Source organism: Methylophilus luteus (genome assembly GCF_042676265.1).
In the GTDB taxonomy this organism is placed as follows: domain Bacteria; phylum Pseudomonadota; class Gammaproteobacteria; order Burkholderiales; family Methylophilaceae; genus Methylophilus; species Methylophilus luteus.
Window position 1 is genome coordinate 424611 of the sequence record NZ_JBHTKB010000001.1, and the last position, 16360, is coordinate 440970.

General features: G+C 50.4%; 8 protein-coding genes. 7 read left to right on the top strand and 1 reads right to left on the bottom strand.

Features of this window, described 5'->3' with window-relative positions; translation table 11 throughout:
- Positions 1 to 103: 103 nt before the first annotated feature.
- Positions 104 to 1483, bottom strand: coding sequence for an adenylosuccinate lyase (purB, locus tag ACFQ1Z_RS01845; RefSeq protein ID WP_379055063.1), 1380 nt, complete (start codon positions 1481 to 1483; stop codon positions 104 to 106).
- A gap of 214 nt (positions 1484 to 1697) precedes the next feature.
- On the opposite strand from purB, the gene ACFQ1Z_RS01850 reads away from it, so the two are divergent.
- From ACFQ1Z_RS01850 to ACFQ1Z_RS01880, 7 genes are all read left to right on the top strand, one after another.
- A complete protein-coding gene (locus ACFQ1Z_RS01850; protein ID WP_379055064.1) occupies positions 1698 to 2372 on the top strand; it encodes a transglutaminase-like cysteine peptidase in 675 nt (224 codons plus the stop codon).
- A 155-nt stretch (positions 2373 to 2527) separates the two neighbouring features.
- Positions 2528 to 4453: an EAL domain-containing protein gene (locus ACFQ1Z_RS01855; RefSeq protein WP_379055066.1), complete on the top strand. Its 1926-nt coding sequence runs from the start codon at positions 2528 to 2530 to the stop codon at positions 4451 to 4453.
- 148 nt (positions 4454 to 4601) lie between these two features.
- Positions 4602 to 6746, top strand: coding sequence for a type I secretion system permease/ATPase (locus ACFQ1Z_RS01860; RefSeq protein ID WP_379055068.1), 2145 nt, complete (start codon positions 4602 to 4604; stop codon positions 6744 to 6746).
- A 4-nt stretch (positions 6747 to 6750) separates the two neighbouring features.
- Positions 6751 to 8163: an HlyD family type I secretion periplasmic adaptor subunit gene (locus ACFQ1Z_RS01865; RefSeq protein WP_379055070.1), complete on the top strand. Its 1413-nt coding sequence runs from the start codon at positions 6751 to 6753 to the stop codon at positions 8161 to 8163.
- 5 nt (positions 8164 to 8168) lie between these two features.
- The gene (locus ACFQ1Z_RS01870) at positions 8169 to 8849 is read left to right on the top strand and encodes a LuxR family transcriptional regulator (RefSeq protein WP_379055072.1); all 681 of its coding nucleotides are present in this window, start codon (positions 8169 to 8171) and stop codon (positions 8847 to 8849) included.
- Positions 8850 to 9173: 324 nt separating this feature from the next.
- Positions 9174 to 10898, top strand: coding sequence for a TolC family outer membrane protein (locus ACFQ1Z_RS01875; protein ID WP_379055074.1), 1725 nt, complete (start codon positions 9174 to 9176; stop codon positions 10896 to 10898).
- A 303-nt stretch (positions 10899 to 11201) separates the two neighbouring features.
- On the top strand, positions 11202 to 16360 hold a 5159-nt coding region (locus ACFQ1Z_RS01880; RefSeq protein ID WP_379055076.1), incomplete at its 3' end, for a retention module-containing protein.

The window sequence follows — 16360 nt, forward strand, 5'->3', positions numbered from 1 at the left end:
TTAACCAGGCCGATCGCCAGGCTCGGCAATAACAGGCAATCAAACCAGTGTTTGCTTGCCTTACAGCGGTGAGTGCGAAGTTAAAAACAGACCTATCCCTGACCTAGTCACTAATATGTTTTACCAATTGACTTGCCTTGCCGGTATAAGTTGCAGGCGTCATTGCCAGCAAGGTCTGTTTTGCGGATGCCGGGATCTGCAGAGTTTCAATAAAGGCATGCAGTGACTGCTGGTTGATGCCGCCTTTGCCGCGCGTCAGTTCTTTCAACTGCTCATACGGGTTTTCAATGCCGTATCTACGCATCACGGTCTGGATAGGCTCAGCCAGTACTTCCCAGCTGTTGTTGAGGTCTTCCTGCAAACGCTGTGGATTGATCTCCAGCTTGTTCAGTCCGCGCAGGCAGGCGTCATAAGCCAGCAGCGAATAGCCGAGGGCGACGCCCATGTTACGCAGCACGGTAGAGTCGGTCAGGTCGCGCTGCCAGCGTGAGATAGGCAGTTTTTCTGCCAGGTGACGCAGGATGGCGTTGGCCAGGCCCAGGTTACCTTCGGAGTTTTCAAAGTCTATAGGATTGACTTTATGTGGCATGGTCGAAGAACCGATCTCGCCGGCTTTGACCTTTTGCTTGAAGTAGCCGACCGAGATATAGCCCCAGATATCACGGTTGAGGTCTATCAGTATGGTGTTGATGCGGGACAAAGTGTCATACAGCTCTGCCATATAATCATGCGGCTCTATCTGTATGGTCATAGGGTTATAGGTCAGGCCCAATGACTCAACAAAGGTTTTGGCAAAGTTTTCCCAGTCCAGGTCCGGGTAGGCCGACAGGTGCGCGTTGAAGTTACCAACGGCGCCGTTGATCTTGCCTAATATCTCATTGGCTTGCAGCTGTTTGAGCTGGCGTTGCAATCTGTACACCACATTGGCCAGTTCTTTACCCATGGTGGTCGGGCTGGCGGTCTGGCCATGGGTGCGTGACAGCATGGGTTGCTCAGCCAGGGCGTGCGACAGTTCGGTGAGCCTGGCGACTACGGCAGCCAGGTTGGGCAATACTACGCTGTCACGCGCGGATTTAAGCATCAGGGCATGTGACAGGTTATTGATATCTTCTGACGTACAGGCAAAGTGGATGAATTCGCTGGCTTTTTTGATTTCCGGGTTGCCGTCGAATTTTTCTTTGAGCCAGTATTCCAGCGCTTTTACATCATGATTGGTACGCGCTTCTATCGCTTTCACCTGCATGGCATCATTTTCGCTGAAGGCGTGGATGGCGGCATCCAGCTCGGCGATGGTGTCAGCATTAAAAGGTGCGATCTCTGCCAGTTGCGGTTCTGCACTCAGGGCTTTCAGCCAGGCGACTTCGACCAGTGCTCGGTGTTTGATCAGTGCGTATTCGCTAAAGAAAGGGCGCAAAGGGTCGAGTTTGGCCTGATAACGACCATCTAAAGGGGAGAGTGCATTGAGGGGGGTAAGAGACGTCATGAATATAAAGCGGTGATGATTCGAAAGTCGACATTTTACCCAATCCGGCAGCGCTTGTGTTTTTCTATTCTGTTAAGCGCCGCTGTTAGTCAACCCGGCCGCTCAATATCAGGTATTCTTAGCGATGGCCGAACTTGCAGATGAAAACCGCTTTGTTTGGCAGATAAGGCTGGCTGGCGCCGTGACATAATCGCTCACTGGAAATCTATAGCACATGAGACGCCCCGTTTCTTCAACCTTGATCACTTTTGCGACCGGCCTGTGCCTGACGCTGAGTCTGCTATGGTCGCAGACACTGGCGGATGACTACGTGCTGGCGATGCTGGAAAAGGTCAGGCAGCGTTATGGCGAAGAAGCCTACCAGAATGTGATGCGCCTGAACGAGCTGTTCAACCAGCTCAGTAGTGCCAGTGAAATGACCAAGATAGGCATGGTCAACGACTTTACCAACCAGCATGTGCTGTTTGTCGATGATATCAATCTGTGGGGGGTGGACGATTACTGGGCCAGCCCGCTGGAGACCTTTGGCAAAGGCGCGGGTGACTGTGAAGATTTCAGCATCGCCAAATACACCTTGCTCAAACGACTGGGCATCCCGCAGGATAAATTACGCCTGACCTATGTACGCGCACGCATGGCCAGTGGCAACATCAGGCCACATATGGTGCTGGCTTATTATGCGATGCCGACCAGCGACCCGCTGATCCTGGATAACCTGAACTTTGAGATATTGCCTGCCTCCAGGCGCAGTGACCTGTTCCCGGTGTTCAGCTTTAACGATAAAGGCCTGTTTGTCGCCAACAACCCGAATATGCGCGCCGGCTCACCCAACAATATTTCCAAGTGGCGAGATGTGCTGACGCGCATGCGACAGGACGGACTGGAATAAATGAAAACAGCGAAACAACAGAAACTGACGGAATCTTTGAAAACCTTAGCTAAGATATGGTTAACAGGGAAAGTTAGTGCTAGGCTTATGCATAAAGCCTGCATTGACGCCGGGTTGTGGATGATTTTACCCCAAGAAAAAAGAGGGCTTAGAACATGTCATTAATAAAACAAATACGCATAGCGATCTCTGTCATTATCTTAATGGTGGCGGCGGGTTGCCTGTTTTTAGGGGTTTATGATGACCACAGGTTCATGGCCGAGCAGTTGCAGAAAAAAAACAATGACAATGCCAATGGCCTGGCGATCACACTTTCCAATATCCAGAAAGACAATGTCACGGTCGAACTGATCATCAGTGCCCAGTTCGATATGGGTAACTACCGGCGTATCGCCATTATCTCGCCTGATAACAAAACCATGATAGAGCGTATCAACCGCGAGCCACATTCAGTGGCGCCGTCGTGGTTCCAGTCGCTGTTTTCCGTCAGCATACATCCCGGTATCGCCAATATTCAGTCCGGCTGGCAGCAGTATGGCACGCTGGTGTTGGAGAGCGAGCCTTCGCTGGCGTATGACCAGTTGTGGGAGACCTCGCGCCATGCCGTGTTGTGGACGCTGATCGTAGCCTTTTTAAGCTATGTGGTTTCCGGTTTCTGGCTGAAAAAGATACTGAAACCGCTGGATGACGTAATCGCACAGGCCGAAGCCCTGGGTGAGCGCAAATACATCACCATCGCAGAACCGCAGACAGCCGAGTTCAAAAAGCTGGTGCGCACCATGAATATACTGTCAGACCGTGTCAAGTCGATGGTGACTGCAGAGTCTGAACGTCTGAATGTGCTCAACCAGCAGATCAACTATGATGAAGTGACCGGCCTGATGAATCAGTCACACTTCACCAATACCGCTTCGGTCGCCCTCAAGAGCGAAAGTTTTGTTGAGGGCATGCTGACGCTGGTGCAATTGCGCAATTTGTCGGATATCGATAAACAGCTGGGTTACAGCGTCACCAACCAGTTGATCAAGAAAGTCGGCGATGCGCTTGAAAAACAGATGACGCATTACCCGGATGTGGTGTGCGGCAGGCTTTCTGGCAGCGAGTTCGGCATTTTCAGCCGCCAGCCACTGGATGATTTTATCGTGGCTTCCGAGCTTAAACTGGTGCTGGAAAAACTCAACGCGGCCCAGCAGGTGGTGCAGTTCCAGTTTGTGGTCACGCATACCAAGACCAAAAAAGGCGATGATTTCGTCGATATACACCGCGTCATGCAATTTATTCTCGATCTGGCCGGTGACCAGGCGGCAGTGCCTATGCGGGTGATGAATGCCAATAGCATAGTGACGTCGCGTAAGAACTACCTCAACCAGTGGAAAGAGCAGTTCTTGCATGCCATTGAGCATAAGCAGATCAAACTTGCCTGCTATCCGGTCATGCTCAAAGAGCAGCAGTTGCTGCACTACGAGTGCCCGCTGCGCTTGCATATTGATGAAGGTGATCAATGGCTGGCTGCGGGTGCCTTTATCGACTGGGCCAGCCAGCTGGATATGATTAAAACACTGGATGGGCTGGCGCTGGAGTATGCTGTTGACATGCTGGACAAGAATAACGCCAACCTGAGCGTGAATGTGTCCGCTGCTGCGATACGCAGCGACGAATACCGTGACAAGCTGCAAGCGCTGATCCTGAACGTCGCCCAGCCTTCACGGTTGAGTTTTGAGATCTCGGAAGAAGCTGCTTTCAGTGACTTTGTGCAGTTCAAACAGTTTGTGCACCTGGTGAAATCACTAGGCTGCATCGTCGGCATGGAACATGTGGCGACGCGTCTGGCACAGCTAGGCGACCTGCATGAACTTGGCCTGGACTTCGTCAAGTTCGATGCCTCGCTGATACGCGACATACATCTGCGGCCACAACAGCAATCGCTGCTGCGCGGCCTGTGTATGATGGTGCGCACCATGGGTATCATGCCTATTGCCGAAGGGGTGCAGGACCAGCAGGAACTGGACAGCCTGAACGCTGTGGGTATAGAGGCGGTGACCGGTCCGTTTGTACAGGAAACCCTGCAATTCGGCAGTTAGCTGTAAATTGTCAAACTTTGTAATTCAAGGGTTTTTTGCCATATACTCAGTGTTTTGGCCGGGCTGCAGACTGCCTATAATATTCAAACCATAAATACTTTGAAAACAAGTATTTGAGCCGTTGATAAGGACAATAATAAGACTAGCCATGGAAACGACGCAATATTTCAATCAAACTGACAAAGACGTCTTGCTCGAGTGTCTGCTTTATATCTGCCGTCATAACCGGCTGGCGACCACTAGAGACGCGTTGACCTCCGGCCTGCCACTAGAAGATGGCAAGCTCAATCCCGAGTTATTCAAACGCTCTGCCGAAAGGCTGCGACTGGCGGTCACGGTACAGCAAAGTGGCATCACCTCGCTGCTGCAGCCGCAGACCGATGTGACCTTGCTGCTGAATAATCAGCGCGCCTGCCAGCTATTAAAGATAGATGACAGCCAGCATTTTGCCCAGGTAGTTTTTCCTGACCTGTCATCCGAAGCGGTGACCATCAGCCTGGCCGATCTCGCCGCACAATATACCGGCTATGCACTGCTCACCAAGCAAAACTATCTGTTTGACGCGCGCACGCCTGAAGTGGGCCGGGTCAAGATCAGGCACTGGTTCTGGGGGACGATAGCCGAGAACAAGGGCATATACCGCGATGTCATGGTCGCTGCCTTGCTTATCAATATATTTGCGCTGGCCATGCCACTGTTTACCATGAACGTGTATGACCGCGTGGTACCCAACAAGGCGGTAGAGACCTTATGGGTATTAGGCATAGGCGTTTCGCTGATCGTACTTGGTGACCTGTTGTTGCGCTCCATGCGGGCTTATTTTCTCGATTGGGCCAGTGCGCGTATCGATGTCAAGCTGAGTGCGCAGATCATGGAGAAAGTACTCGGCACCCGCTATGACGCCAAGCCTACCTCGGTCGGCTCTTTTGCTTCTAACTTGCGTTCGTTCGAGAGCGTGCGCGATTTTATTACCTCAGCCACGGTGGTGACCCTGATAGATTTGCCGTTCGGCATCATCTTCCTGATCGTGATCGCCTGGATCAGCCCGTTTATGGTGTTGCCAGCGCTGATAGGTGGCGCTTTGGTGCTGATCTACTCACTGAGCGTGCAATCCAAGATGCACGATCTATCCGAAACCATGTACCGGGCCAGTGCCCAGCGTAATGCCACTCTGATTGAAAGCCTGGTCGGCCTTGAAACCGTCAAGTCCATGGGCGTAGAAGGGCAGATGCAGGGCAAGTGGGAACGCAGTGCCATCTTCCTTTCTGAGGTCGGCAGCAAACTCAAGTTGTTATCCTCTTCTATCACCAACGGTTCTTATGCCCTGCAACAGATCATCAGTGTCGCCATCATTATTCTTGGCGTCTACCTGATCTCGAATGGTGACCTGACCATGGGTGGTCTGATCGCTTGCTCACAGCTGACCAGCCGCGCGCTGGCACCGATATCGCAGATCGCCAGCCTGTTCACGCAATACCATACCGCTGCGACTTCGCTGAAGTCGCTTGAAGGCATCATGGAGAAACCTGAAGAGCGCAGCAAAGGGGCGAGTTTCCTGTCGCGGCCTGCCTTCAAGGGCGAGATCGAGTTCAAGAGTGTCTCGTTTAAATACCCGGGCACTGATGAGCTGGCGCTCAACCGTATCTCTTTCAAGATCCGTCCCGGCGAGCATGTAGGCCTGATAGGCCGTATGGGCTCAGGCAAGACCACTATCAACAAACTGATTCTTGGCCTTTACCAGCCCACTGAGGGCGCTATCCTCATCGATGGTATCGATGCGCGGCAGATCGATCCGGCCGAATTACGCCGCAGCATAGGCTATGTGCAGCAGGACAACCACCTGTTTTATGGCACCTTGCGTGACAATATCACCTTGCGCCACCAGCACGCCGACGATGCGGCTGTGCTCAATGCCGCCCAGGTCGGTGGCATAGCCGAATTCGTCAATGCGCACCCTAAAGGCTTTGACCTCGAAGTGGGTGAGCGCGGCGATACCCTGTCCGGTGGCCAGCGCCAGGGCGTAGGTATTGCGCGCGCCTTTGTCACCAGCCCGCAGATCGTGTTGCTGGATGAACCTACCAGTGCTATGGACCACTCCGGAGAAGAATCCGTTAAAAATCGCATTGCTCAAGCTTCAGCAAACAAGACCCTGATCGTGATCAGCCATAGGAACGGCATGCTGGAACTGGCAGAGCGCCTGATCGTGATCGATTCAGGCCAGATCGTTGCAGACGGCTCTAAAGAAGACGTCACCGCCGCATTGCGCGCGGGTAAAGTTGGTAAGGCAAGGTAACATCATGGCACAGAAAATATTCGATAAATATGGTGACATCACCAAGAACGACAGTATCTGGGTGCGGCTGGGCAAGCCTGTGCATGCACTGGTCGATAAAATCATCAAAACCGATACGGCAGAAAACCGCACCTGGACTGAGCAGGCGCATGATGTCATGGTCGAGGACAGCATGCTGCATGCCAAAATGATCATGTACGCCATCCTGGTCATTCTGATTGTGCTGCTGATCTGGGCCAACCTGGCCGAAGTCGATGAAGTGACGCGCGGTGAAGGTCGTGTGATCCCTTCACGTCAGATACAGCTGGTGCAATCGCTGGACGGCGGTATCGTCACCGATATCATGGTCAAGCTGGGCGATACGGTCAAACGCGGCCAGCCATTGATAAAGATCGATGAAACCAGGGCGATCTCCTCACTCAAAGAAAATGAAAGCCAGTACCTGTCACTCAAAGCCAAGGAGTCACGTCTGAAAGCGCTGGCCAATGGCGGTGCGTACAATCCGCCGAGTGAAGTGCAAACAAAAGTGCCAGATACCTATTTGCAGGAGTTGCAGTTATTCAATGCCGGGCGTGCCGAACTCGATTCGCAGGTGAATATCGCCAGGGACCAATTGTCGCAGCGTGAGCGCGAGCTTTCAGAGGTGCAGTTTAAAAAAGAAGTCGCGATCAAGACCTATGACTCGAACAGCCGCGAGCTGGCCGCCAACCGGCCCCTGCTCAACAGCGGTGCTGTATCTGAGATCGAGATCCTGCGCCTGGAACGTGAAGCCAACCGGGCTAAAGGCGATATAGACCAGGCATCGGCACAAATGGGGCGTATCACTGCCTCTATTTCCGAAGCGCGGCGCAAGATCGCCGAGGCACAGCAGACCTTCACCAGCAAGGTACGTACCGAGCTGAACGAGACCACGGCAAAAATCAACAGTTTGACCCAGTCCAGCCTGGCGCTGTCAGATAAAGTCAAGCAATCTACCTTGCTGTCGCCGGTGAACGGCAAGATCAGCAAGCTGTATTACAACACGGTAGGCGGTGTGATTCAGGCCGGCAAGGAAGTCATGGAAGTGGTACCTTCGGATGATGCGCTGGTGATAGAAGCCAAAGTGCAAACCAAAGATATTGCGTTTATCCGTCCCAAGCAGCCGGCTATCGTCAAGCTGACCGCTTATGACTACAGTATTTATGGCAGTCTGGACGGCGAAGTTGAAGATATTGCAGCAGATTCGACCATAGACGATAAAGGAAATGCTTTTTATGTCGTTAAGGTAAGAACAATAAAGAATAATATCGGCGACCATCTGCCAATTATTCCTGGTATGGTGGCACAGGTAGATATTTTGACTGGCAAGAAAACGGTGATGTCTTACTTGCTTAAACCTGTGCTTAAGGCTAAATCGTATGCATTAACCGAGCGCTAATCACTATGAAACATATTTTTATCACGTCATTAAAGCAGCCTGTAGAAGCCTGGCTGAAAGCCTTCCCCAAACTGGTCACCAGTGCAGAAGTGGTTTCTGCCGACGTGGCCGGGGCTACGGTAGTCTGGGTACATGCCCAGCTGGAAAGCGGCAACCAGTGGCGCACACAGGTGCAACAGGTGTTGTCACTGCTCCCTACCGCAAAAGTCATCGTGTTGTCGAATAACCCCGAGCAGGCGGAAGCCATGCAGGCACTCGAGTTGGGTGTGGTAGGGTATTTGCACGCTTATGCACACGACCAGGTGTTGAAAGAAGTTTACAGCGTGGTGTCACACGGTGGCATCTGGCTGGGACGCGACTTGCTCAAACACCTGATCACCCTGACCACCCGCAGCTCACGCCAGACGGTAGACGTGCTGGAAGAAGTACTGGAAGGCCTAACCAAGCGTGAACGTGAAGTAGCGCTGGAAGCCGCCAAAGGCAACAGCAATAAAGAGATCGCCAGGGCGCTGTCTATTTCAGAGCGTACTGTCAAAGCACACCTGACCTCGGTATTCGATACCTTGAAAGTAAGGGACCGCCTGCACCTGGCCCTGGTCTTGCAAGGTCAGTCGCCGCAAGGGCATTTTGGTCTGGAAACCGGGGTCAAGAACGGATCTTCCGGCAAATCACACCTCAACTCCTGAATCCACACCCATTCTGGGTGTTGTATCTAGCACACAAGATCCCCTGAAGCATAGTATTCAGGGGATTTTTTTGTAGGACGATACAACCAAAAGTCAGCAAAAGTCAGTTTTTGTGACTTTTTCCCCTAAAACCGCATATTTAATGCGGTTTTAGGTAGGGTATAACACTTGTAACCTTACATTACTGTCGTTATACTCACCTCAGGATGAATCTTTAAATAACTTGTTAAGAGTCTGCACATGAAACTAAAAAAAATTGCCTCTGCACTAATAATAGGAGTCTTCTCCTACTCATCGGTCTCCTGGGGTGCTAGTCCGGAAACTTTGGAAAAGATCATTGAAAAAGCGGTGTCTGAGAACCCTGAGGTTCAGGCCCGCTTTCATGCTTATAAGGGGGCGGAATTCGATGAAGCTGCTGCAAAAGGCAGATACCTGCCGAATGTGACAGTTGATCAAGTATTTAGGAATCAGGAGCGTGTGGTTCCTGGCAATCCTAATAATACTAACTCTCCCAACCAGCAATCCACGTTAACATTGCGTCAAATGATTTTTGATGGTTTGGCGACTCCGGCCGAAGTTGGCCGTCTTGACCATGTGGCCAAGTCCCGTTTTTATGATTTGCAAGGGCAGATGCAAAGTATCGCATTGGATACCGCCACTGCTTACTATGATCTGTTGCGTTATCGCCGTCTGGTTTCTTACGCTGAAGACAACTATGTCGTACACAAGCAAGTACACGAAAAGATCAAGTCTCGTGTAGATGCTGGTGTGGGCAAAAAAGTCGACCTCGAACAGGCTACTGGCCGTTTGGCACTGGCTGAAGCTAATCTGCTGACAGAAACAACCAACTTGTATGATGTTTCTGCAAGATACCAGCGTCTGGTAGGTGAACTGCCTCCAGCTAACGTTGTTGAAGTGCAGATGACAGGCGATGGCTTGTCCGAGAGCTCTGATCAGGTGCTGGATGCGGCCTACAAACAAAACCCCAACATCCTGGCTTCTATTGAAAACATTGTTGCAGTAGAGAAATCTGTGTCCGGACGTAAGGCTCCTTTTATGCCACGTTTGGATCTGCAGGGCCGTAAAGTCCTTGATGTGAACGATGCAAGCAGAAACAGCATACTGGCTGCAGATACACTTGAAGTGACCGCTAGCTGGAATATTTTCAACGGGTTTACTGATAAGAACAACCTGGACTCTGCTTCGGAAGAGCTTAACCGTGCGCACGATCTGCGCGATAAGGCGTGTATCGACACACGTCAGCTGGTATCTATTGCATACAACAATATCAAACAGTTGAACGAGCAAGTCGCTTACCGTAAGCAGCACCAGGATTCGATCGAGAATGCGCGTCTGGCTTACCGCAAGCAATATGATATCGGTCAACGTACCTTGCTGGACTTGCTGGATACCGAAAACGAATATTTCCAGTCACGTCGTAACTTCACCAATGCTGAAATGGATTTGAGCACCTCATATGCCAGAACCTATGCCGGCCAAGGTCTGTTGTTGCGTAAACTGGGTGTGACACGTGCTGACGTTGGTGAATATGCGCGTGACGAGTATCTGGATAGGGAAAATGTGTGTAAGGCTATTGCTCCGGCACAACTTGTCGTAGACAAAGCAGCTTTGCTGGCGAATGCCAAACCATGGGAAGGCGAAGCGTTCAAACCAAAAGGTCCTGAAAAAGCGACCATGAAGTTCACGCCACGCATTTTGTTCCAGGCTAATAGCGCCATTATCCTGCCTGAGTCTTACGCTGATCTGGACATCGTTTATGACGTAGTCAAAGAGTGGGGCAACGACAAGATAGAGATCGCTGGTCACACCGACAAGCGTAATACCTCAAAAGAGAAATACAACCTGTTGCTGTCAGAAAAACGTGCGAAAGCGGTAGCTGACTATCTGGCCAAAAAAGGCCTGGATGCCAGCCGTATCGTCGTCAAAGGCTACGGTTACTCACAGCCTATCGCTGAAAATGACCCGATCAACGGTAACGACGCAAACCGTCGCGTTGAAGTCATTCGTTATCAGTCAGTCGCTGAATAACAAGTCGTAAGGTTTGCCTGCTTGATTGCAGGAAAAGTACGGAAAGCGAAGCTGGTCACAGCTTCGCTTTTTTCTATTCAGTGCCAGGATTTCATCTTTAATTCTGCACCAGTGCATGCATGGCAGTCTGCACTAACTGAATTACCTCAATAAAAGTTCAAATATTGTACTTCGGTACAATAGCTTTCCATTTTGTATTGCAGTTTAATACGTCACTATCTGAAAAAACCTGACAAAAACTGAAATGTTCTGACAGTGTTTTTCTGAACTGAATATCTCTCAACTTATAAGTGGGGCAAAAAAATGGCTACAGTGATTGGTACTGTTACAAGTGTTCAAGGTATGGCTATCGTGGTGGATGCCAATGGCAACCGTCATATGTTACAAGTAGGCGAGGTGTTGCATGCTGGTGATAAAGTCATCACCGCCAGCGGCGCAAGCGTATCGGTAAAACTGGCGAACGGTGAAACCGTGAATTTCGCCGAAGCACAAACAGTCAAGATCACTGACAACCTGGCGCAAGTGGATGTCTCGGATGTCACTGAAAATGCAGTCAACCAGGCGGTATTTGATGCAGTATTGGTTGCTTTGAATGAAGGCCGTGACATCACTGAAGTGCTGGATGCTCCTGCTGCCGGTGAAGCTGGTAGTGATGGTAATGCAAGCTTTGTTAACCTGGAGCGTATCTCTGAAAGTGTAACTGGCGCAAACTATGATGGTGGAAATGGCTTTGTAGAGGCAGCTAATTTTTCGCTTATACCAAATTATCAGTATTTTGGTGAAGATCCGACCATCAATTCAGTCGTTGCTGGTGTGCCTGGCCCTGGTGGCAATACAGTGACTGAAGGTCAAAATCTTGTATTTACGGTCACACTTAGTGCTACCACACAAACACCTGTTACATACACTTTTGCACTAGGTGGAGGCGCGGCGCAAACACCAAGTGACTATATCAATACACCAACCTTTAGCAACAATGTAGTTTACAACCCTGCGAATGGAACGATCACAGTGCCAGCTGGTGTGACCAGCTTCACCGTGACAGTGCCTACAGTGAATGACACGATAGTTGAGACTTTCAATGAAGATTTGCCATTGACCATTGGTGGCGTGACAGGTACAGGCATCATTCAAGACGATGACAAACCAACAGTTGTGACTGTTGATCCAGGTACGCCTGGTGCTGGTGGTGACACAGTAGTTGAAGGTGGCACGCTGACTTACACAGTGACTTTGAGTACTGCGACCAATACTTTAACCGCATATAAGTTTGACCTTGGTAAAGCTGGAGATACAGCGACTTCTGGAGCTGACTATGATCCGGCAAAAGTAACATTCAGCAACAATGTGACTTACGATGCGGCCACAGGCACGATCAGGGTGCCAGCAAATGTAACAAGCTTCACAGTGAGTCTGCCGACGATTGATGACACTGTCGTTGATGCAAATTACAGTGAGACTGTGTCTGTCACTGTGGGTAGTTTCGATAGCAATGGTAATGTAACAGGTGCTAAGACTGGCACAGGCAATATTCTGGACAACGATAAACCAACAGTCGTGACTGTTGATCCAGGTACTCCTGGTGCTGGTGGTGACACAGTAGTTGAAGGTGGCACGCTGACTTACACAGTGACATTGAGTGCTGCAACCAATACTGAAACCACTTATAAGTTTGACCTTGGTAAAGCTGGAGATACAGCGACTTCTGGTGCTGACTATGATCCGGCAAAAGTAACATTCAGCAACAATGTAACTTACGATGCGGCCACAGGTACGATCAAGGTGCCAGCGAATGTAACAAGCTTCACAGTGAACCTGCCGACGATTGATGACACTATCGTTGATGCAAATTACAGTGAGACTGTGTCTGTAACACTGGGTAGTGTGGATAGCAATGGTAATGTGACAGGTGCTAAGACTGGTACAGGCAATATTCTGGACAACGATAAACCAACAGTCGTGACTGTTGATCCAGGTACTCCTGGTGCTGGTGGTGACACAGTAGTTGAAGGTGGCACGCTGACTTACACAGTGACATTGAGTGCTGCAACCAATACTGAAACCACTTATAAGTTTGACCTTGGTAAAGCTGGAGATACAGCGACTTCTGGTGCTGACTATGATCCGGCAAAAGTAACATTCAGCAACAATGTGACTTACGATGCGGCCACAGGTACGATCAAGGTGCCAGCGAATGTAACAAGCTTCACAGTGAACCTGCCGACGATTGATGACACTGTCGTTGATGCAAATTACAGTGAGACTGTGTCTGTAACACTGGGTAGTGTGGATAGCAATGGTAATGTTACAGGTGCTAAGACTGGCACAGGCAATATTCTGGACAACGATAAACCAACAGTCGTGACTGTCGATCCAGCTAAGCCTGGCCTCGGTGGTGACACCGTGGTTGAAGGTGGCTCCCTGAGTTACAAAGTGACTTTAAGTACAACAACCAATGCCGAGGCCACTTATAAATTTGAAATTGGCAAAGTTGGTGATACAGCGACTCCTGGCGCTAACGCTGACTATGACCCAGCAAAAGTAACTTTCAGCAACAATGTGACTTACGATGCACTCACAGGCACGATCAAGGTTCCAGCTGGCGTAAAAGACTTTGTTATCACTATACCAACGATCGATGATAGCCTGATCGAAGATCCAGAGACACTGACTCTGAAAGTAGAGGATGTATCTGCGATAGGTACTATCAAAGACAATGATGGTGGTATCAACCTGGTCAATGGCAGCAAAGACCATGTGTCTGAAGAAGGCTTGCCTGGCGGTATCAAAGACAATACCGGTAGCACTGATACTACAGATTCAGCTGAAGCGACAGGTGCATTCACTCTGAATGGCAGCAGTGACGGTGCGGTATGGACACTGACTGTGCCAACTGAAGCGCTGACATCTGGTGGCGTGGCTGTGATCTGGACATTGACTGATGGCGGCAAGACGCTGACTGGTTTTGCCGGTAACGAAAAAGTATTGACCGTGACCATCAACGATAGCGGTGAATATAAGATCGTATTGAATGGTCAGGTAGATCATCCGACAGCCAATGTTGAAGATACAGTGCTGGCAAACGTAGGCGTCAAAGTTGTAGTCAATGGCGTCACACAAACAACAAAAATCCCGGTCACTATCGAGGATGACGCGCCTGTCGCTCCTGGCGGCACAGTGACTGTGAACAATGCCAATGCGGCTAACGTGGCACCGGTGGCGACAGTGGGCACTAGTGGCAACCTATTAGGCCTGGTCGGTCTGTCTGCAGTAAACAACCTGATCAACCTGAGCACCCGTACTGCATTCGGTGCGACCGATGCTAACAACAATATCAGCAAAGTTGAACTGAACTACCAGGCATTGATTTCCCTGGGTGGTTTGCTCGGCCCACGTCAATTCACGATTTCACAAGATCTGGCCGCAGAGTTGGGTCTTAAAGTGCAAATCACTAATGATGCTGGTTTGCTGGGCATCGTTGGACCATCTTCCCACGTGGTGATCACATCACTGGATGGCGGCCCTATCGACAATCTGGCGATCAACGAATTACTGGCGACTGCACGCCTGAATGGCGGTGCTATCAGTGCCGAGGTATTGAATGCCACCAGCATCACCGTGACTGATACCCAAGGTGCTTCTTCTTCCGCATCTGTAGCAACACTGGCTGATGCGAATGTATTGAGCAACAGCACACCAAACCCTAACCTGAAAGAAGGCACTAGTGGCGCTAACGAGCTGACTGGTACTGCTGGCGATGACCAGCTGTATGGTTATGCTGGCAATGATACCCTCAAGGGTGAAGCTGGTAACGATATCCTGCGTGGTGGCGATGGCGACGACAAACTGGATGGTGGTATCGGTAACGACATCCTGGTGGGTGGTTCAGGCAACGACAACCTGACTGGTGGCGCGGGCAGAGACATTTTCCGCTGGGAAAAAGGCGATGCAGGCACTGCAGGCAATCCGGCAGTTGATACCATCACCGACTTCACTCTGGCTGCTGATGTGTTAGACCTGAGAACCTTGCTGCAAGGCGAAAACCTGGCAAACATCTCCAATTTTGTGCGCGTGACTGTAGATGCAAATGGCAACACCATCTTGCATATCAGCAGCACCGGTGGCTTCTCTGGCGGCTTCAATGCCAATGCTGAAGATCAAACCATCATATTGGAAAACATCAACCTGCAAACGACTTATGGCACTAACGACAGTGCCCAGATCCTGGCCGGCCTGATCGGCAGTGGCAATCTGGCTATTGACCCAGTCGCAGCCACCGCATCCGGTAGCCTGGGTGCATTCGGTGCTGATGGCGGCCATGTACAGAGCATAGAGATAGGTGGCGTGACTTATACCTACAATGCAACTGGCAACACAGTCAGCGATAATGCTACCCCAGCATCTACCAACACTTATTTCTATAACGCCGCCAGCAAACAGTTGAGCGTCACCACAGCCAAAGGTGAAACCATCACTGTTAACCTGGAAACCGGTGCCTATACCTATAGTGGCAATCGCCCATTGACACAAGGTGAAAGTACTACCCTGGGTTACACACTGGTAGATAACGATGGCGATACTGCTTCTAATACCGTGCAATTCAATGGTAGCGGCCAACCAACAGTCACAGAAGTTGAGCCAGGTAAACCGGGTGTAGGTGATGATAGCGTTGTTGAAGGCAATAACCTGGTTTACACAGTGACTTTAAGTTCAACGACTGCTGCACCTGCAACTTACAAGTTTGAACTTGGCGGTGTTACTGGTACTGCTTCTAGCGCTGATTATGGCACCCCTACCTTCAGCAACAATGTTAAGCTGAATAATGATGGCACGATTACTGTACCGGCTGGCGTGACCAGCTTCACCGTCACAGTGCCTACAGTGGACGATGCATTTGTTGAGCTCGATGAGACTTTACCACTTAAGGTTGGTGACACAGTTGGTGTTGGTATTATTCAAGACAACGATCTGGCCACAGTTGTGAAGGTTGACCCAGTCAACCCAACGACAGGTAGCGACAGTGTTGTTGAAGGTAAAGACCTGACATACACAGTGACATTAAGTGCAACGACCAATAAACCGACTACGTTCGACTTCAAACTGAGTGCGCCAGGCGACACAGCGTCGACTGCAGACTACAGTGCTCCTAAGTTCAGCAATGGTGTGACTTATGATGCATTGACAGGCAAGATTACCGTGCCTGCCGGTGTGAGCAGCTTTGCTGTGACTGTCCCGACCGTGGATGACACAATCGTTGAGCCAAACGAAACACTGACATTGACTGTGAGTGACAAGAGCGGTGTAGGTACGATCATCGACAACGATCTGGCCACAGTTGTGAAGGTTGACCCAGTCAACCCAACGACAGGTAGCGACAGTGTTGTTGAAGGTAAAGACCTGACATACACAGTGACATTAAGTGCAACGACCAATAAACCGACTACGTTCGACTTCAAACTGGG

Excerpts from the sequence above, each read along its gene's own strand:
- ACFQ1Z_RS01860 (WP_379055068.1), top strand. The coding sequence starts at position 4,602 with ATGGAAACGACGCAATATTTCAATCAAACTGACAAAGACGTCTTGCTC.
- ACFQ1Z_RS01865 (WP_379055070.1), top strand. The coding sequence starts at position 6,751 with ATGGCACAGAAAATATTCGATAAATATGGTGACATCACCAAGAACGAC.
- ACFQ1Z_RS01855 (WP_379055066.1), top strand. The coding sequence starts at position 2,528 with ATGTCATTAATAAAACAAATACGCATAGCGATCTCTGTCATTATCTTA.
- purB (WP_379055063.1), bottom strand. The coding sequence starts at position 1,483 with ATGACGTCTCTTACCCCCCTCAATGCACTCTCCCCTTTAGATGGTCGT.
- ACFQ1Z_RS01850 (WP_379055064.1), top strand. The coding sequence starts at position 1,698 with ATGAGACGCCCCGTTTCTTCAACCTTGATCACTTTTGCGACCGGCCTG.
- ACFQ1Z_RS01870 (WP_379055072.1), top strand. The coding sequence starts at position 8,169 with ATGAAACATATTTTTATCACGTCATTAAAGCAGCCTGTAGAAGCCTGG.